The following is a 17,146-nucleotide window of genomic DNA, read 5'->3' on the forward strand; positions in this document are numbered from 1 at the left end:
AACTGCTGGAAGTCCTCCAGGGTGGGGTCCTGCGCCTGGAGCATCGTGCCCATCGCACCGTCGGCGACCACCACACGGGTGGCGAGCGCCTCTCGGAGCGCGGACACACGGGTCCGGCTGTCGGCGGAAGGGGTCAGCGGCGACGAGGCCATGAAGGGGCTCCCTTGAATGCGACGGCTGTCGGCTATGCGGCTTCGCGGCGGTCTTCAGGCGAGGCGCACGGCGTCAGCGTAACCGGGACTCGCCGAGGATGGGCGGAGCGTCCACGAGGCGGACGGGTGGGGTGCGCGGGCATATGGCCGCGAGCGGCTGCGCAGGTGGGTGCGGATTCCGAGGCGACCGGGTGAAGGCACGGAGGGCGTGCGGGTGAGGGGCGCGGGGGCGTACGCCGGGCCGTACGCCCCTGCCGGGGGACGCCCCGGCCGGTGGATGGCCATCGTGCGGGGCGCCGGCGTGGATGATCGAGGTGTCCGGGGGACACCCCCGTATGGCCGACACGCCGCGCATGGCGTAACAAGTACCGTCCGACCATTGGCGGGAGGTCGGCATGGACCGGTAGTGTTCGACATTGCCGAACGGCGGTGGCAGCACCGTGCGTGAGCGGTCGAAGGGGACGGAGGCAGGACGGCGATGGCACGGAACATCCAGTCGCTCGAGCGGGCGGCCGCGATGCTGCGGCTGCTCGGAGGCGGCGAGCGACGCCTGGGCCTGTCGGACATCGCCTCCGCGCTCGGCCTCGCCAAGGGCACCGCCCACGGCATCCTGCGCACCCTCCAGCAGGAGGGCTTCGTGGAGCAGGACGATGCCTCCGGGCGCTACCAGCTGGGCGCGGAACTGCTGCGCCTGGGCACCACCTATCTGGACGTGCACGAGCTGCGGGCGCGCGCCCTGGTGTGGACCGACGACCTGGCCCGCTCCAGCGGTGAGAGCGTCTACCTGGGCGTGTTGCACCAGCAGGGCGTGCTGATCGTGCACCACGTCTTCCGGCCCGACGACAGCCGGCAAGTGCTGGAGATCGGGGCGATGCAGCCGCTGCACTCCACCGCCCTGGGCAAGGTGCTGTCCGCCTACGACCCGGTGGCGCACAGCGAGGCGCTGGAGTCCGATCGCAAGGCCTTCACGGACCGCACGGTGTGCGACCTGGAGAGGTTCGAGCACCTCCTCGACGTGACACGCGCGCGTGGTTACGCGGCCGACGTGGAGGAGACCTGGGAGGGCGTCGCGTCCATCGCCGCACCCATCCACGACCGGCGGCGCATGCCCGTGGGCGCGGTCGGCATCACCGGCGCCGTGGAGCGGGTACGCCGGGACGGGGAGTTGCGGCCCGAGCTGATCGCGGCGGTGCGGGACTGCGCCCGCGCGGTGTCGCGGGACCTGGGCGCCGGACGCTTCTGACAGACGTACCCACAGGGCCGGGACGCCGTACGGGCGTTCCGGCCCTGTTGGCGTGTCCGGACCCGGGCAGGAAGGCAGCCGTACGTGTCCGCACCCGGGCAGGGACGCACCCGTGTCTGTCCGCGACAGCCGGAAGCGATCAATAACGATCGTGCTTTCGATTACAGACCTCTTGACGGGTAGCTGAGGCCAAAGCAAGACTCCCGTCCATCGGTCGGCATTGTCGAACACCTACCGGCAATACGCGCTAGAGTGTGACAACGCCAAGGGCCGGAATTCGCTCTCACCCCCGAGGGCGCCGCACCCCCGGAGGGACCCGGGAGTTCGGCTTCTCCCCTGGACGAAGGACAAAGGAGTCGCGGGTGTCCAGCTCCGACATCTTCATCGGCGAGACCATAGGTACCGCCATACTCATCCTGCTCGGCGGCGGCGTCTGCGCCGCCGTGACCCTGAAGGCATCCAAGGCCCGTAACGCCGGCTGGCTCGCCATCGCCTTCGGCTGGGGTTTCGCCGTGATGACGGCGGTGTACATCTCCGGCCCGCTCTCCGGAGCCCACCTCAACCCGGCGGTCACCGTCGCCCTGGCCATCAAGGACAGCGACTGGACGAACGTCCCGGTCTACTTCGCCGGCCAGCTGCTCGGCGCGATGATCGGCGCCGCACTGGTCTGGGTCACCTACTACGGCCAGTTCCAGGCGCACCTGACCGACAAGGAGATCGTCGGCGGTCCGGGTGCGCAGGCCACCACGGCCAAGGCCGTCGAGGCGCAGGAGAAGGGCGCAGGCCCGGTCCTGGGCGTCTTCTCCACCGGTCCGGAGATCCGGAACACGGTGCAGAACCTCCTGACGGAGATCATCGGCACCGTCGTGCTGATCCTCGCGGTCCTCACGCAGGGCCTCAACGACAAGGGCAACGGCCTGGGCGTCCTGGGCGGTCTGATCACGGCTCTGGTGGTCGTCTCGATCGGTCTGTCCCTCGGCGGTCCCACCGGATACGCCATCAACCCGGCCCGTGACCTCGGCCCGCGCATCGTGCACGCCCTGCTGCCGCTGCCCAACAAGGGCGGCTCGGACTGGAGCTACGCGTGGATCCCGGTGGTCGGTCCGCTGATCGGCGGCGCGATAGCCGCAGGCCTCTACAACGTCGTATTCGCGTAGGAGCCAGCTCAGGATGTTCGTAAGGAACAGCGAGACGTCCCCGCGGACCCCCGAGCACCGCACGCGCCGAATCCATCAGCCCCCCAACGACGGATCCTCCAGGAGCACACAGTGACCGACGCGCACACCGCCGGCCCCTTCATCGCCGCCATCGACCAGGGCACCACCTCCAGCCGCTGCATCGTCTTCGACCGGGACGGCCGGATCGTCTCCGTCGACCAGAAGGAGCACGAGCAGATCTTCCCGAAGCCGGGCTGGGTCGAGCACAACGCCACCGAGATCTGGACCAACGTCCAGGAGGTCGTCGCCGGCGCGATCGCCAAGGCCGGCATCACCCGCGACGACATCAAGGCCATCGGCATCACCAACCAGCGCGAGACCACCGTGCTGTGGGACAAGAACACCGGCGAGCCCGTCCACAACGCCATCGTCTGGCAGGACACCCGCACCGACGCCCTGTGCCGTGATCTCGGCCGCAACGTCGGCCAGGACCGCTTCCGCCGCGAGACCGGTCTGCCCCTGGCGTCCTACTTCGCCGGGCCCAAGGCCCGCTGGCTGCTCGACAACGTCGAGGGCCTCAAGGAGCGCGCCGAGGCCGGGGACATCCTCTTCGGCACCATGGACACCTGGGTCATCTGGAACCTGACCGGTGGTGTCAACGGCGGCAAGCACGTCACCGACGTCACCAACGCCTCCCGCACCATGCTGATGAACCTCCACACCATGGAGTGGGACGACAAGATCTGCGAGTCGATCGGCGTGCCGAAGCAGATCCTGCCCGAGATCCGCTCCTCCGCCGAGGTCTACGGCGAGATCACCGGCGGCAAGCTGGGCGACCTGCTGGGCGGCATCCCGGTCGCCTCCGCGCTCGGCGACCAGCAGGCGGCCCTGTTCGGCCAGACCTGTTTCTCCGAGGGCGAGACCAAGTCGACCTACGGCACCGGCACCTTCATGGTGATGAACACCGGCGAAAAGATCATCAACTCCTACGCCGGTCTGCTCACCACGGTCGGCTACAAGATCGGCGAGCAGGACACGGTCTACGCCCTGGAGGGCTCGATCGCCGTCACCGGCTCGCTGGTGCAGTGGATGCGCGACCAGATGGGCCTGATCTCCACCGCCGCCGAGATCGAGACCCTCGCGCTGTCGGTCGAGGACAACGGCGGCGCGTACTTCGTGCCGGCCTTCTCCGGCCTGTTCGCCCCGCACTGGCGCTCCGACGCCCGCGGTGTGATCGCCGGCCTGACCCGGTACGTCACCAAGGCGCACCTCGCGCGTGCCGTCCTGGAGGCCACCGCCTGGCAGACGCGGGAGATCGCCGACGCCATGGTGAAGGACTCCGGCGTCGAGTCGGTGACCCTCAAGGTCGACGGTGGCATGACCGCCAACAACCTGCTGATGCAGACGCTGTCGGACGTCCTGGACGCGCCGGTGGTGCGCCCGATGGTCGCCGAGACCACCTGCCTCGGCGCCGCCTACGCCGCCGGTCTCGCCGTCGGCTTCTGGAACAGCACCGACGACCTGCGTGCCAACTGGCGCCGGGCCGCCGAGTGGACCCCCCGCATGGACGCGGAGACCCGCGACCGTGAGTACAAGAACTGGCTCAAGGCCGTCGAGCGGACCATGGGCTGGCTCGAGGACGAGGAGTAATACCCGCTATGACCACGCAGTCCACCCTGAGTTCCGTACCTGCCCTGGGCACCCACCCGGCCTCCGGCTCGAACCCGAGCCGAGCCGAGACCCGGGAGCAGCTCTCCAAGGCGTCGTACGACCTTCTTGTCATCGGCGGCGGCATCCTCGGCATCTCCACGGCCTGGCACGCCGCGCAGTCCGGCCTCAGGGTGGCTCTGGTCGACGCCGGCGACTTCGCCGGCGCCACCTCCTCCGCCTCCTCCAAGCTGCTGCACGGCGGCCTGCGCTACCTGCAGACCGGCGCCGTGAAGCTGGTGGCGGAGAACCACTTCGAGCGCCGTGCGGTCTCCCGTCAGGTGGCGCCCCACCTGGCGAACCCGCTCACCTTCTACCTCCCCGTGTACAAGGGCGGACCGCACGGCGCGGCGAAGCTCGGCGCGGGCGTCTTCGCCTACTCCGCGCTCTCCGCGTTCGGCGACGGCGTCGGCCACCTGCTCTCCCCGGCCAAGGCACAGCAGGACGTCCCCGAGCTGCGCACCGAGAACCTCAAGGCCGTGGCCGTGTACGGCGACGACCAGATGAACGACGCGCGCATGGCGCTGATGACGGTCCGCGCGGCCGTCGACGCGGGCGCGGTCGTCCTCAACCACGCCGAGGTGACCGGACTGCGCTTCACCCAGGGCCGGGTGACCGGGGCCGACCTCAAGGACCGCACCTCGGGTGACGAGTTCGGCGTCAACGCCCGCCTGGTGCTCAACGCGACCGGCCCCTGGGTCGACCACCTGCGCCGGATGGAGGACCCGAACGCGGCGCCTTCCATCCGTCTGTCCAAGGGCGCGCACCTGGTCCTCAAGCGCACCTCGCCGTGGAAGGCCGCGCTGGCCACCCCGATCGACAAGTACCGCATCACCTTCGCCCTCCCCTGGGAGGACATGCTGCTGCTCGGCACCACCGACGAGGAGTACGAGGGCGACCCGGCGGACGTCGCGGTCAACGACAAGGACATAGCCCAGATCCTCGACGAGGCCGCGTTCTCCATCTGCGACCAGCAGCTCGACCGGGACCTGATCACGTACGCCTTCGCGGGGCTGCGGGTGCTGCCGGGCGGCCCCGGCGACACCGCCAAGGCCAAGCGCGAGACGGTCGTGACCGAGGGCAAGGGGGGCATGCTGTCCGTCGCGGGCGGCAAGTGGACCACCTTCCGTCACATCGGCCGTACCGTGATGAAGAAGCTGGAGGCGCTGCCGGGCCACCCGCTGGGCGACGACTTCGAGCCGATCGCCTCGCTGCCGAAGAAGCTGCCGCTGCCCGGTGTCGCCAACCCGCGCGCGATCGCGCACCGCCTGCTGATCGACCGCCCGGCGCCGGGCCCGCGCATGGCCGCGGACACCGCCCGGCACCTGGCGACGCACTACGGTTCGCTGGCGTTCGACATCGCCCGCCTGGCCAACGAGAACCCCGAGCTGGGCGAGCGGGTCCACCCCGACGCCCCGGAGATCTGGGCGCAGGTCGTCTACGCCCGCGACCACGAGTGGGCCGAGACGGCGGACGACGTGCTGCGCCGCCGTACGACGCTGACGATCCGCGGTCTGGCCACGGACGAGGTACGGGGGAAGGTCCAGGACCTGCTCGACAAGAAGTAGGGCCGGCAAAGGTTCGACGGCCGGACGGCCCTGCGCCAGGTAAGGGGCGGCTCCCCGCACGGAGCCGCCCCTTTCCGCGCGCGCCGGGCCGGCGGGCGGTGAGGAGCGGGACCGGCGGCGGGCAGGGTGTTCGGGGGTGTTGATCGGGGCAGTGTTCCGTTCACTCCCCCGTGCAAGGGGGCTGCGGGCGCCCCCGCCGCACGCCGTAAGGTTGGGTGGTCAAGCGAGGGCACGTCGGAAGGAGGCGCTGGGTGATCGAGCTCGAGGGGGTTCCCGAGCTGATCGACCCGGTCATGGTGGCCGCGTTCGAGGGCTGGAACGATGCCGGCGACGCCGCCTCCACCGCGGTCGCGCATCTGGAGAAGGAGTGGAAGGGCGAGGTGTTCGCGGCGCTGGACGCCGAGGACTACTACGACTTCCAGGTGAACCGCCCCACGGTGTTCATGGACGGCGGCGTCCGGAAGATCACGTGGCCGACGACAAGGTTGTCCGTGGTGCGCGTCGGCGGCGACAAGCCGCGCGACCTGGTCCTGGTCCGCGGCATCGAACCGTCCATGCGCTGGCGCTCGTTCTGCAACGAGCTGCTGGGCTTCGCGCACGAGTTGGGCGTGGAGCTGGTGGTGATCCTGGGCGCCCTGCTCGGCGACACCCCGCACACCCGTCCGGTCCCGATCAGCGGGACCACGTCCGACGCGGACCTGGCACGCCGGATGGATCTGGAGGAGACCAAGTACGAGGGTCCCACCGGCATCGTGGGTGTCCTGCAGGAGGCGTGCACGCACGCGGGCGTGCCGGCGGTGTCGCTGTGGGCGGCCGTGCCGCACTACGTGTCGCAGCCGCCCAATCCGAAGGCCACGCTGGCGCTGCTGAACCGCCTGGAGGACCTGATCGACGTGCGCATCCCGCTGGGCGAGCTGGCCGAGGACGCGCGCGCCTGGCAGGTGGGCGTGGACCAGCTGGCCGCCGAGGACAGCGAGGTCGCCGAGTACGTCCAGACGCTGGAGGAGGCCCGGGACACCGCGGAGCTGCCGGAGGCGTCGGGCGAGGCGATCGCGCGCGAGTTCGAGCGGTATCTGCGGCGCCGTGACGGCGCCCGTCCGCCCAAGCCACCTGCCTCCGGCGGTGCCAAGGACGACGAGGACGACGCGGAGGACTGAGCGGAGTACGAAAAAGGGCGGTGCGCCAGGCGCACCGCCCTTCGTCGTTGCCGGAAGCCCTTACAGAGCGACGCCCAGCAGCGCGTCCACGGCGCGTGAGACGACGCCCGGTGCGCCGGGGTCCGTGCCGCCCCGCTCTTCCTGGAGCGCGACCCAGCGGTCCACGGCGGCGAGGGCCGCCGGGGCGTCGAGGTCGTGCGCGAGGGCGTCGCGGATCTCCTCGACGAGCGCGTCGGCGGACGGGCCGTCGGGCCGGGAGACGGCCGCGCGCCACCGGCCGAGCCGGGCCACGGCGTCGGCGAGGACCTGGTCGGTCCACTCCCAGTCGGCGCGGTAGTGGTGGGCGAGCAGCGACAGACGGATGGCGGCGGGGTCGACGCCGTCGCGGCGCAGCTGGGAGACGAAGACCAGGTTGCCCTTGGACTTCGACATCTTCTCGCCGTGCAGGGCGACCATGCCGGCGTGGACGTACGCCTGGGCCATGGGGAACTCGCCGGTGAGCACCTGGGCGTGCGAGGCGCCCATCTCGTGGTGCGGGAAGGCGAGGTCGGAGCCGCCGCCCTGGACGTCGAAGCCCATGCCGAGGTGGTCCAGGGCGATGGCGACGCACTCGATGTGCCAGCCGGGGCGCCCCCGGCCGAGGGTGGCGCCGTCCCAGCTCGGCTCGCCCTCACGGGCGGCCATCCACAGCATCGGGTCGAGCGGGTTCTTCTTGCCCGGGCGGTCCGGGTCACCACCGCGCTCGGCGGACAGCAGCCGCATGGCGGCGGCGTCGAGGCGGGAGACCTTGCCGAAGTGCGGGTCGGACTCGACGGAGAAGTAGATGTCACCCTCCAGCTCGTAGGCCGCGCCGAGGTCGCGCAGCCGCTCCACGAGCGGGACGATGCCGGGTATCGCCTCGACGGCGCCTACGTACTGCCGGGGCGGCAGCATCCGCAGGGCCGTCATGTCCTCACGGAAGAGGGCCGTCTCCTTCTCGGCGAGGGCGACCCAGTCGACGCCGTCCCGCTCCGCGCGCTCCAGCAGCGGGTCGTCGACGTCCGTGACGTTCTGGACGTAGTGAACCTGCCGCTTGGTGTCGAGCCACACGCGCTGTACGAGGTCGAACGCGTTGTAGGTCGCCGCGTGCCCCAGGTGGGTGGCGTCGTAAGGGGTGATGCCGCAGACGTAGATACGGGCGACGGGACCGGGCTGGAGGGTGACCAGCTGGCCGGTCGCGGTGTCGTGGATCCTCAGGTCGCGGCCCTGACCGGGCAGGGCGGGGACTTCGGAAGCGGGCCAGGCATGCATGTCATGAGCCTAACCGGACCGGGGTTTCACATACGAACCGGAGCGGGCCGTATGGCCGGGAAGGCGCTCTTGTGTCTTCCCCGCCGATGTGCAGTCCGGTGTGTCACACGGGTGGCCAGGGAATCGCCGGCCATTCCCCGCTCGGTTCGGGATGTCTTCCGGAGGCGAGCAGCGCCTCGACACGCGCGCGTGTGGCGTCGGCCTCGGCGGGGCTGACCAGGGCGGCGAGCCGCTCGGCGAGCGCCCCGCCCTCCTTCAGCTCCGCGCGCAGCCGGGTCAGCGCCTCGACGGCCTCCTCGGCCAGCGGCTCCCCCGCCCACCCCCACAGCAGGGTGCGCAGCTTGTTCTCGACGTGGAACGTGACGCCGTGGTCGATGCCGTACAGCCGCCCCTCGGCGGCGGGCAGCAGATGGCCGCCCTTGCGGTCGGCGTTGTTGATCACGGCATCCAGGACGGCGAGCCGCCGCAGCCGCGGGTCGTCGGCGTGCACGAGCAGGGCGGTGCGGCCCTCGCCGACCTCCGCGAAGCCGATCGCCTTCCAGCCCGGTTCCGGCTCCTCGCCGTCGACGAGGGCGAGCAGCTCGGCGCCCTCGGGCTCGACGTCGATCCAGAGCTGGCACATGCCCTCGCCGTACGGCCCGTCGCGCAGCACGGTCGGCGGGATCAGGTGCCAGCCGGTCGCCTCGGACACCTCGTACGCGGCGACCTCGCGGCGGGCGAGGTCACCGTCGGGGAAGTCCCACAGGGGACGCTCACCGGCGATCGGCTTGTAGATGCAGGCGGCCTCCCGGCCGTCGAGGGCCACCGTGCAGTACAGGGCCGCGTTGGAGGCCTCGCGGATGCGCCCGCGGACGGTCAGCTCCCCGTCGGCGAGGAGCTGCGCCGCGGTCACGCTCCGCGGCGGTATCCGTTCTGGCGCGGACATACGTGTCCCTCCGGGTCGAGCGGCAGGCTGCACAGCGGGCAGGGAGGCCGGCCGGCGTTGACGACGTCGAGGGCGCGCTTGGCGAAGGCTCTGGCCTGGGCGCCGGTGAGGCGGACCCGCAGCATCGGGGGCCCGTTCTCCTCGTCCTGAAGGAGTCGCTCCTCGGCCTCGGCGAGGTCCTCGTCGGACTCGGCGTCGAGTTCGACCAGGGCCTGCGCCTCGACGATCATGCGCTGCTCCTCGCCGTCCCAGGCGAGGGCCATGGTGCCGACCCGGAACTCCTCCTCGATGGGAGTCTCCAGGGGGGCGCTGTCGTTGATCTCGGTGGGCGCGACGGCCGGGACGGCGGCGTTGCCGCCGCTGCGGCGCACCACCTCGTCGAGGAGCTCGTCCATGCGCTCGGCGAGCGCGGCGACCTGGGTCTTCTCCAGGGCCACGCTGGTCACCCGGGCACCGGCGCTGGCCTGCAGAAAGAAGGTACGGCGCCCGGGCAGTCCGACCGTACCGGCCACGAAGCGGTCCGGTTGGTCGTAGAGGAACACCTGACGGGACACGTCCAGCTCCAAGAATCGTGGTGGGCAATCGCGGCGCTACTGCGACCGCTTCACCCTACTGCGGCCGACGATCACGGTGCGCCCGCACCACCCCCCACCGTTGCGTCGTCGCCCGGCGGCTGCTCGCGGGGGGCCAGGGAGGCGAAGTCGCCGGTGTCGCCGAGGCGCACCAGGAACGGTCGCAGCCGGGTGTAGCGGATGGCGGTGATGGAACACGGTTCGACAGAGATCCGCTGGAAGAGGTCGAGATGCAGGCCCAGTGCGTCGGCCACGAGCGACTTGATGATGTCGCCGTGGGAGCACATCAGATACACCGCGTCGGCGCCGTGGTCGCGCTCCACGCGCGCGTTCCACTCGCGGACCGCCTCGGCGGCACGGGTCTGCATGGCGCGCATGGACTCCCCGCCGGGGAAGGCGGCCGCGGAGGGGTGCGCCTGGACGACCTCCATCAGCGGCTCGTCGCTCAGCTCGGCGAGTTTGCGGCCCGACCAGTCGCCGTAGTGGCACTCGCCGATGCGTTCGTCGGTGTGCGGCGTCAGACCGGGGCGGGCCGCCAGCAGCGGCGCGACGGTCTCCTGGCAGCGCTGCAGCGGGCTGGTGACGATCTCGGCGAGCGGCAGCGCGGCGAGCCGGGCCGGCAGCGCCGCGGCCTGCGCGGCGCCGCGCTCGTCGAGGGCGACGCCGGGGGTCCAGCCGGCGAGGAGGCCCTCGCTGTTGGCGGTGGAGCGTCCGTGCCTTACGAGGATCAACGTGGGCATGCGCCCCAGGGTAGGCGTACGCAGGGCCGCGTCGGCGGCCCGCAGGAAGGAGAATGCGCTCCGTGATCGTCGATTGCGCCATCTACAGCGACGGCAGGCGGACCGAGGGGCCCGGGGACTTCTCCGACGCCCTGGAGGAGGCACGGGCCGCGGGCGGGTTCGTGTGGGTGGGTCTGTACGAGCCCTCCGAGCCGGAGTTCGACCGGGTCACCCAGGAGTTCGGGCTGCATCCGCTGGCGGTGGAGGATGCCCTGAAGGCGCACCAGCGGCCCAAACTGGAGGTGTACGACGACTCGCTGTTCCTGGTGCTCAAGCCGGTCGTGTACGAGCCGGAGAGCGACACCGTCTCGGCCGGTGAGGTCATGGTCTTCCTCGGCGACGGATTCGTGGTCACCGTGCGGCACGGTGAGGGTTCGCCGCTGGGGGCGGTGCGGCAGCGGCTGGAACACGAGCCGGAACTGCTCGGCAAGGGGCCGACCTCGGTGGTGTACGCGATCGCCGACGCCGTCGTGGACCACTATCTGGACGTGGCGACGGAGCTGCAGACCGACCTGGAGGAGCTCGAGACGGAGGTGTTCTCGCCGTCCAGCGGCGGCACCCGGCACACGGCGTCGCGGATCTACACCTTCAAGCGGCAGGTGCTGGAGTTCCGGCGGGCGACCGGACCGCTGGCGAAGCCGCTGAGCCGGATGGCGGGCGCGGGCGAGTACGGCGTGAACGTGCCGTTCGTGGACGACAAGGCGCGGCCCTTCTTCCGTGACGTCAGCGACCATCTCACCCGGGTGAACGAGTCCGTGGAGGGGCTGGACCGGCTGGTGTCGGACATATTGTCGGCGCATCTGGCGCAGATGAGCGTCCGGCAGAACGACGACATGCGGAAGATCTCCGCGTGGGCGGCCATGGCCGCGGTGCCCACGATGATCGCGGGGATCTACGGCATGAACTTCGACCACATGCCCGAGCTGCACTGGGTGTGGTCGTACCCGGCGGTGATCATCGTGATGGTCGGCCTGGTGGTGCTGCTGTACCGGCTGTTCAAGCGGCGGGGCTGGATGTGACGCGCGCGGTGAGCGGGTGCGCGGGGGCGGTCAGGCGAACCCGGGGGCCGGGGCGGGGGCACCGCCGAGCGCGTCGCGGCGCTCGGGCATGCGCAGCGACACCATCCGGTGCCAGCCCGCGAACCGCTCCCAGGCGTACACCGCGTGGATGCCGGCCGCGAGCAGCGCCGACCTCGCCCGGGACCAGCCGAGGATGCGGCCCATGTGCGCCATGACGGCGATGCTGACGTCGCGGTAGATGCGGATCTCCGCGAGGGCGCACGCGCGCAGGGAGCGCTGGATGAGCCGGCCGTGCCCGGCGGCCGCGAGGCGCAGCAGCTCCTCGTGCGTGTACGCCAGGTGGTTGTCCTCGTCGGCGGAGATCATCCGGACGGCCCTGCCGACGTCCGGGGCGTCGGCGAAGTACGTGCGCAGCATGGCCATCTGCTCCGCGGCGCGCTGTTCGGTGACCCTGCTGTGCGCGAGGTAGACGACGATGTCCTCCGCGGTGAGCGTCCGGTCGGCCCTGAGCCTGTCGTGCGACAGGCCGATGCCGTGCTTCTCCAGCAGCATCGTGTAGTCGGTCTCGGGCGGCACCGGGACGGGGTGCAGGCCGCGCTTCTTCATGAGGGCGTTGAAGATGCGGCCGTGTTTGTCCTCGTCGGCTCCGTGCCGGGCGATCTTGGGGGCCATGGCGCGTTCGCCCGGAGGCACGAGGGCGGCGATCCGGCCGTTCTCCCAGCCCCCCTGCGACTCCCCGCCCGCCGCGATGGAGCAGAACAGCGCGAAGGACTCGTCGTTGTCGAGGATCTCCTGGAACAGACTCTTCGCCGAAAGCATCTGAGGCACCTCTCTGCAGGACTCCGCAAAGAACGAGTCAAGTGCGGTGGGAGAGGTGCTGCAACACGGGTGTCGGACCGCTGAGCCGGACGGGGGACCGCCCGGCTCACCGAAAAGGCCGTAACCCGGTGGCGCCGGACGCGTTGTTCCCGGTGACGGCCGTGGCGGGGAAGACCCCCGAGCCCCCACCACGGCCGTAAAGACTTCCTCACCCCCGCGACGCCTGGCTGATCCGAATGACAAGGCCTACGACAGGGCCTACGCCAGGCCAGCGCGCTCCAGGGCCTCGATGCCGGCGCGCAGCGCGGCGACGCGCTCGTCGAGGGTGAAGCCGGCGGGATTGAGGTTCAGCGTGGTGACGCCGGCCGCCGCGTACGCCTTCATCCGGTCGGCGATCCGGTCCACGGAACCGAGCAGCGTGGTGGCGTCGATCAGGTCGTGCGGTACGGCGGCCGCGGCGCCCTGCTTGTCGCCGGAGAGGTACTTCTCCTGGACCTCGGCGGCGGCCTGCTCGTAGCCCATGCGCCGGGCGAGCTGGTTGTAGAAGTTCTGCTTGGCGCTGCCCATGCCGCCCACGTACAGCGCGGTGTAGGGCCGGAAGGCGTCGGCGAGCAGGGTCACGTCCTTGTCGTCGCCCAGGTGCAGCGGGAGGGTGGGCGCGACATCGAAGCCGTCCATGGTCTTGCCGGCCTTCTCGCGTCCGGCGCGCAGATACCGGATGCCGGTCTCCTCCAGGTGGTCGGCGGAGGGGAAGATCAACAGGGCGCCGTCGGCGATCTCGCCGGTCTGCTCCAGGTTCTTCGGGCCGATCGCGGCGATGTACAGCGGGATGTGCTCGCGCTCCGGGTGCACGGTCAGCTTGATCGGCTTGCCCGGGCCGCCGGGCAGCGGCAGCGTCCAGTGCTCACCCTCGAACGACAGGCGCTCACGGCTCATCGCCCGGCGCACGATCTCGACGTACTCGCGGGTGCGGGACAGCGGCTTGTCGAACTTGACGCCGTACCAGCCCTCGGAGACCTGCGGGCCGGAGACGCCGAGGCCGAGCCGGAAGCGGCCGCCGGACAGGGAGTCCAGGGTCGCGGCGGTCATGGCGGTCATCGCCGGCTGACGCGCCGGGATCTGGAAGATGGCCGAGCCGACGTCGATGCGCTCGGTCTGGGCGGCGACCCAGCTGAGCACGGTGGCCGCGTCCGAGCCGTAGGCCTCGGCGGCCCAGCACACCGCGTAGCCGAGCCGATCGGCCTCCTGGGCGACGGCGAGGTTGTCCGCGTCCATCCCGGCGCCCCAGTAGCCGAGGTTGATCCCGAGCTGCATACCCGCTCCCTTACCGATCAGTAATGTCCCGTGTGCGCCGACCTTAGCGCGGGGCCCGCCGCCGGGGCAGGGTGGTGTGGTGAGCGTCGCCCCCGCGCGCCGCGCAACCCCTGTGGAAAGCCCGGATTCTCGTTGTCCACAGGCAACCCACGGCGCATCCCTGGCCAGTAATCTCGGCGTTCATGGAGCAGAGGCATCTCGGCCGCACCGGCCTGCGTGTGTCCCGCATCGGGCTCGGCACCCTGACCTGGGGCCGGGACACCAACGAGCACGACGCCGTGGACCTGCTGAAGACGTTCTGGGAGGCGGGCGGCACCCTCGTCGACACCGCGGACGTGTACGGCGACGGGGAGGCCGAGTATCTGCTCGGGCGGCTCATAGAGGGGCTGGTTCCGCGCCGGGAGCTGGTCATCTCGACCAAGGCGGGGGGCGTGCCCGACCCGGACCGCCGGTTCGACGGCTCGCGCGGTCATCTGCTGGCCGCGCTGGACGCCTCACTGGACCGGCTCGGCACGGACTACGTCGACCTGTGGCACCTGCACGCCTATGACCCGTACACGCCGCTGGAGGAGACCCTTCAGGCCCTCGACATCGCGGTGAGCAGCGGCCGGGCGCGCTATGCCGGGGTGTGCAACTTCTGCGGCTGGCAGCTCGCCAAGGCGGGCACCTGGCAGCTGGCGGCGCCGGGGACGCGGACCCGGCTGGCCGGGACGCAGATGGAGTACTCGCTGCTGCAGCGCGGGGTGGAGCGGGAAGTGCTGCCGGCCGCGCTGGACCTGGGAATCGGGCTGCTGCCGTCCTCGCCGCTGGGCCGCGGGGTGCTCACCGGCAAGTACCGGGGCGACGCCCTGCCGCCGGGCTCCCGCGGTGCCTTGGAGCATCTGGCGCCCTTCGTCGCGCCGTACCTCGACGACACCGCGAGCCGGATCGTGGACGCGGTGGCGACGGCCGCGGACGGGCTCGCCGTGACCCCGCTCCAAGTCGCCCTCGCATGGGTCCGCGACCGGCCCGGCGTGACCGCGCCGATCGTCGGCGCGCGCACGGCGCAGCAGCTCACGGCCGCATTGTCAGTGGAGGCGCTTAGTCTTCCTGACGAGATCTGCCGGGCGCTCGACGATGTGTCGGCGCCCGAGCACCGCTATCCCGATCACGACTGGAGCACGCTGTGAGCACGGAGCCGGAGACCACGGAGGACGCCGGGCCGGGGACGCCGGACACCGGGGCGGAGCCCGGCACTCCGCAGGAGGAGCCGGCCCCGGACACCGGGACCGAGGGCGCGGGGGACGCTGCCGAGGGCGCTCAGGGCGAGGGCGGTGCGGAGAGCGGCGGTGAAGAGGCCGGCGGCGAGGAAGCCGGCGGGGCCGCCGGCAAGGGCGCCGGTGAGCTGTCCGAGACGGAGGCCGAGCTGCTGGCTCAGCGGATCGAGAGGGAGCGGATCGAGCGGCGCAAGGCCGAGAAGCAGGGGCGGATCGAGAGCGGTACGAAGCTCAGCGGCACGGCGGCCGACCTGCTCGCCGCCGTGCGGGCCGTGGAGAGCGGCCAGAAGCCCGCGCGGACCGCGTTCGGCGAACCGGCCGCCCCCCGCCGCCCGGCCCCGGAACCGGTACGGCGGCCGGAGCCGGCTCCGGCTCAGCCCACGCCGGCGGCTCCCGCGTCTGCTTCCGCTGAGACCGTCGCCGCCGTGGGACGCGTGCTGGCCGAGGGCGGCGCGCCCGAGGCGCTGGCCCCGCAGGCCGCCGCGGTGCTGGGCGCGGGCACGGCCGAGGTGCTGCGCGAGGACCCCTGGCAGCTGCTGCGGGTCGCCGGGGTGCGCCCCGAGCAGGCCGACGGCTTCGCGCGGGCCCTGCTCGGGGCGGACTGCGGCCCGGACGACGAGCGGCGGGGCCGTGCGCTGACCGGCTGGCTGCTGGAACAGGCGGCCGTCGCCGGACACACCGCGCTGGAGCCGGCCGCGCTGACCACCGCGCTGGAGCGGCGCGGGGTGCCCGATCCGGACGCCACCGTGCAGGACGCGCTCGCCGAGGGTGAGGCGCTGGCCTTCCAGGACGCCCTCGATGAGCAGCCGCCCGCCGTCGCCGGGGAGGAGGGCGACGAGGAGGAGCCCGAGCGCCCGGTGCGCGTCCTGATCGGCCTCGAGCGGTACGCGCTCGCGGAGGAGAGCCTCGCCGACTCTCTCGCCCGCGTGGCCAACTCCCAGGCCGAGGAGGACGGCGCCGACTGGGCGCCGGCCGCCGCGTCGGCGTCCGGCAGTGCGGCGGAACTGATCCGCGCCGTCGCCGGGCACGGACTGGTGCTGCACACCGGCGGGGAGGCGGCGCGCGCGGAACCGGCGGCACTCGTCTCCGCCGCCCGCACCCTGGGTCTGCGGGCCGTCGCCGCCTGCCACACGCCGGACGGCCGGCGCCGCTTCGCCGCGCTGCTCCCGGGCGACGATGCCGAGGCCGCTGCGGGCGTCGTGACCGTCGCCGGGCTGCTCTCCGGTGCCGAGGGCCCCGGCCGGGACGCCGACGGTGCGCTCGATCTTGATCTGCTGGTGGTGCTGGACGCTCCCCAACTCGACGTGGAGAGCGCGGCGATGGTGGTGGAGTCCCTGCCGGACGGGGCGCGGCTGGTGCTGAGCGGCGATCCGGCGGTGCTGTGGTCGGCCGGGCCCGGGCGGGTCTTCGCCGATCTGCTGGCCGCGCGGGTGTGCCCGCACATCGTCTCCCGCACGCCCGACCCCGGCCCGATCGGCGAGCTGGTGTCCGGGATCGGCGTCGGCGAGCTGAACCAGGTCGAGGCGCCCGGCAAGGAGATCGTGATCGTGCCGGTGCGGGACGCGGGCGAGGCCGTGCACCGCACCGTGCAGCTGGTCGCGGACTCGGTGCCGCGGGCGCTCGGTGTGCCCCCGGAGCAGACGGTCGTGATCACCCCGGGCCACGGCGGCGCGGTCGGCACACGGGCGCTCAACGCCGCGCTCAAGGAGCGTCTGAACCCCGGTCCCGGCCGGTTCGGCGGCTTCGACGCGGGCGACCGGATCGCCTACTCCCCCGCGCCGGGGCGCACGGTGCCGGGACAGGTGACGGGGGCCGACGCCGACGGACTGCATCTGACGTGCGCGGGCGTCCCCGTCGTCGTACCGCGTGAGCGGGTGGAGCAGACTGTGCGGCACGGCTGGGCACTGACCGCGCACCAGGCGGTGGGCAGCCGATGGCCGGCGGCGGTCGTGGTGCTGCCGGGGGATGCGGCGCAGACCCTGAGCCGGCCGTGGGTCTACACGGCGTTCGGCCGCGGCGAGCGCCATCTGTCCGTGGTGCACGGGGTGGAACAGGCGCTCCCGAGAGCGGTCGCCGAGGTCCCGGCCAAGCCGCGCACCACCCGCCTGCCCCTGCTGCTGCGCACGCAGGTCCCGGCAGCGGGCTGACCGGGCACCGGCCCTCCCCCGGCCCCGGGGCGGGGGCGTAC

Annotated in this window: 14 protein-coding genes; 8 read left to right on the forward strand and 6 right to left on the reverse strand. The window is 72.1% G+C overall.

Annotation, left to right across the window (positions count from 1 at the left end; genetic code table 11):
- Nucleotides 1–630: 630 nt before the first annotated feature.
- The 5 genes from AB0J12_RS25975 (at nt 631) to AB0J12_RS25995 (ending at nt 6,984) form a co-directional block, all read left to right on the forward strand.
- Complete coding sequence (locus tag AB0J12_RS25975; protein WP_363266806.1) at nt 631–1,395, forward strand: IclR family transcriptional regulator; 765 nt, start codon at nt 631–633, stop codon at nt 1,393–1,395.
- Nucleotides 1,396–1,757: 362 nt separating this feature from the next.
- Nucleotides 1,758–2,552 carry an MIP/aquaporin family protein gene (locus tag AB0J12_RS25980; protein ID WP_363266807.1) on the forward strand — a complete coding sequence of 265 codons (795 nt, stop codon included), beginning with the start codon at nt 1,758–1,760 and terminating at the stop codon, nt 2,550–2,552.
- A 111-nt stretch (nt 2,553–2,663) separates the two neighbouring features.
- The gene (gene glpK / locus AB0J12_RS25985; protein WP_363266808.1) at nt 2,664–4,202 is read left to right on the forward strand and encodes a glycerol kinase GlpK; all 1,539 of its coding nucleotides are present in this window, start codon (nt 2,664–2,666) and stop codon (nt 4,200–4,202) included.
- 8 nt (nt 4,203–4,210) lie between these two features.
- Nucleotides 4,211–5,827 (forward strand): glycerol-3-phosphate dehydrogenase/oxidase, encoded by a 1,617-nt coding sequence (locus AB0J12_RS25990; RefSeq protein WP_363266809.1) that lies wholly within the window; start codon nt 4,211–4,213, stop codon nt 5,825–5,827.
- Between the two features lie 251 nt (nt 5,828–6,078).
- Nucleotides 6,079–6,984, forward strand: a complete 906-nt coding sequence (locus tag AB0J12_RS25995; RefSeq protein ID WP_363266810.1) for a PAC2 family protein — start codon at nt 6,079–6,081, stop codon at nt 6,982–6,984.
- 60 nt (nt 6,985–7,044) lie between these two features.
- On the opposite strand, the gene mshC is transcribed toward AB0J12_RS25995, so the two are convergent.
- From mshC to AB0J12_RS26015, 4 genes are all read right to left on the reverse strand, one after another.
- Nucleotides 7,045–8,274, reverse strand: coding sequence for a cysteine--1-D-myo-inosityl 2-amino-2-deoxy-alpha-D-glucopyranoside ligase (gene mshC / locus AB0J12_RS26000; protein WP_363266811.1), 1,230 nt, complete (start codon nt 8,272–8,274; stop codon nt 7,045–7,047).
- 103 nt (nt 8,275–8,377) lie between these two features.
- Nucleotides 8,378–9,199 (reverse strand): SCO1664 family protein, encoded by an 822-nt coding sequence (locus AB0J12_RS26005; RefSeq protein WP_363266812.1) that lies wholly within the window; start codon nt 9,197–9,199, stop codon nt 8,378–8,380.
- Complete coding sequence (locus AB0J12_RS26010; protein WP_363266813.1) at nt 9,163–9,753, reverse strand: DUF3090 domain-containing protein; 591 nt, start codon at nt 9,751–9,753, stop codon at nt 9,163–9,165. Before AB0J12_RS26010 ends, AB0J12_RS26005 begins: the two co-directional genes overlap by 37 nt.
- Before the next feature lie 71 nt (nt 9,754–9,824).
- Nucleotides 9,825–10,511: a histidine phosphatase family protein gene (locus tag AB0J12_RS26015; RefSeq protein ID WP_363266814.1), complete on the reverse strand. Its 687-nt coding sequence runs from the start codon at nt 10,509–10,511 to the stop codon at nt 9,825–9,827.
- A 62-nt stretch (nt 10,512–10,573) separates the two neighbouring features.
- Here AB0J12_RS26015 and corA point away from each other — a divergent pair, with 62 nt between their 5' ends.
- On the forward strand, nt 10,574–11,569 hold the full coding sequence (gene corA, locus AB0J12_RS26020) for a magnesium/cobalt transporter CorA (protein WP_363266816.1): 996 nt from the start codon (nt 10,574–10,576) through the stop codon (nt 11,567–11,569).
- Between the two features lie 30 nt (nt 11,570–11,599).
- Here the strand turns inward: corA and AB0J12_RS26025 are convergent, their stop codons facing one another.
- Nucleotides 11,600–12,388 (reverse strand): ferritin-like domain-containing protein, encoded by a 789-nt coding sequence (locus tag AB0J12_RS26025; RefSeq protein ID WP_363266817.1) that lies wholly within the window; start codon nt 12,386–12,388, stop codon nt 11,600–11,602.
- Between the two features lie 258 nt (nt 12,389–12,646).
- A complete protein-coding gene (locus AB0J12_RS26030; RefSeq protein WP_363266818.1) occupies nt 12,647–13,702 on the reverse strand; it encodes an LLM class F420-dependent oxidoreductase in 1,056 nt (351 codons plus the stop codon).
- 182 nt (nt 13,703–13,884) lie between these two features.
- Here AB0J12_RS26030 and AB0J12_RS26035 point away from each other — a divergent pair, with 182 nt between their 5' ends.
- Both AB0J12_RS26035 and AB0J12_RS26040 read left to right on the forward strand, forming a co-directional pair.
- Nucleotides 13,885–14,871, forward strand: a complete 987-nt coding sequence (locus AB0J12_RS26035) for an aldo/keto reductase (protein WP_363266819.1) — start codon at nt 13,885–13,887, stop codon at nt 14,869–14,871.
- Nucleotides 14,868–17,105, forward strand: coding sequence for a helix-hairpin-helix domain-containing protein (locus AB0J12_RS26040; protein WP_363266820.1), 2,238 nt, complete (start codon nt 14,868–14,870; stop codon nt 17,103–17,105). The genes AB0J12_RS26035 and AB0J12_RS26040 overlap by 4 nt, the downstream gene beginning before the upstream one ends.
- The last annotated feature ends 41 nt before the right edge of the window (nt 17,106–17,146 follow it).

The organism is Streptomyces sp. NPDC049915 (genome assembly GCF_040656475.1).
Taxonomy (GTDB): domain Bacteria; phylum Actinomycetota; class Actinomycetes; order Streptomycetales; family Streptomycetaceae; genus Streptomyces.

Bases quoted from the DNA above. Each gene is read 5' to 3' on its own strand.
- AB0J12_RS25975 (WP_363266806.1), top strand. From the start codon at position 631: ATGGCACGGAACATCCAGTCGCTCGAGCGGGCGGCCGCGATGCTGCGG.
- AB0J12_RS25990 (WP_363266809.1), top strand. From the start codon at position 4,211: ATGACCACGCAGTCCACCCTGAGTTCCGTACCTGCCCTGGGCACCCAC.
- mshC (WP_363266811.1), bottom strand. From the start codon at position 8,274: ATGCATGCCTGGCCCGCTTCCGAAGTCCCCGCCCTGCCCGGTCAGGGC.
- AB0J12_RS26005 (WP_363266812.1), bottom strand. From the start codon at position 9,199: ATGTCCGCGCCAGAACGGATACCGCCGCGGAGCGTGACCGCGGCGCAG.
- AB0J12_RS26015 (WP_363266814.1), bottom strand. From the start codon at position 10,511: ATGCCCACGTTGATCCTCGTAAGGCACGGACGCTCCACCGCCAACAGC.
- AB0J12_RS26025 (WP_363266817.1), bottom strand. From the start codon at position 12,388: ATGCTTTCGGCGAAGAGTCTGTTCCAGGAGATCCTCGACAACGACGAG.
- AB0J12_RS26030 (WP_363266818.1), bottom strand. From the start codon at position 13,702: ATGCAGCTCGGGATCAACCTCGGCTACTGGGGCGCCGGGATGGACGCG.
- AB0J12_RS26035 (WP_363266819.1), top strand. From the start codon at position 13,885: ATGGAGCAGAGGCATCTCGGCCGCACCGGCCTGCGTGTGTCCCGCATC.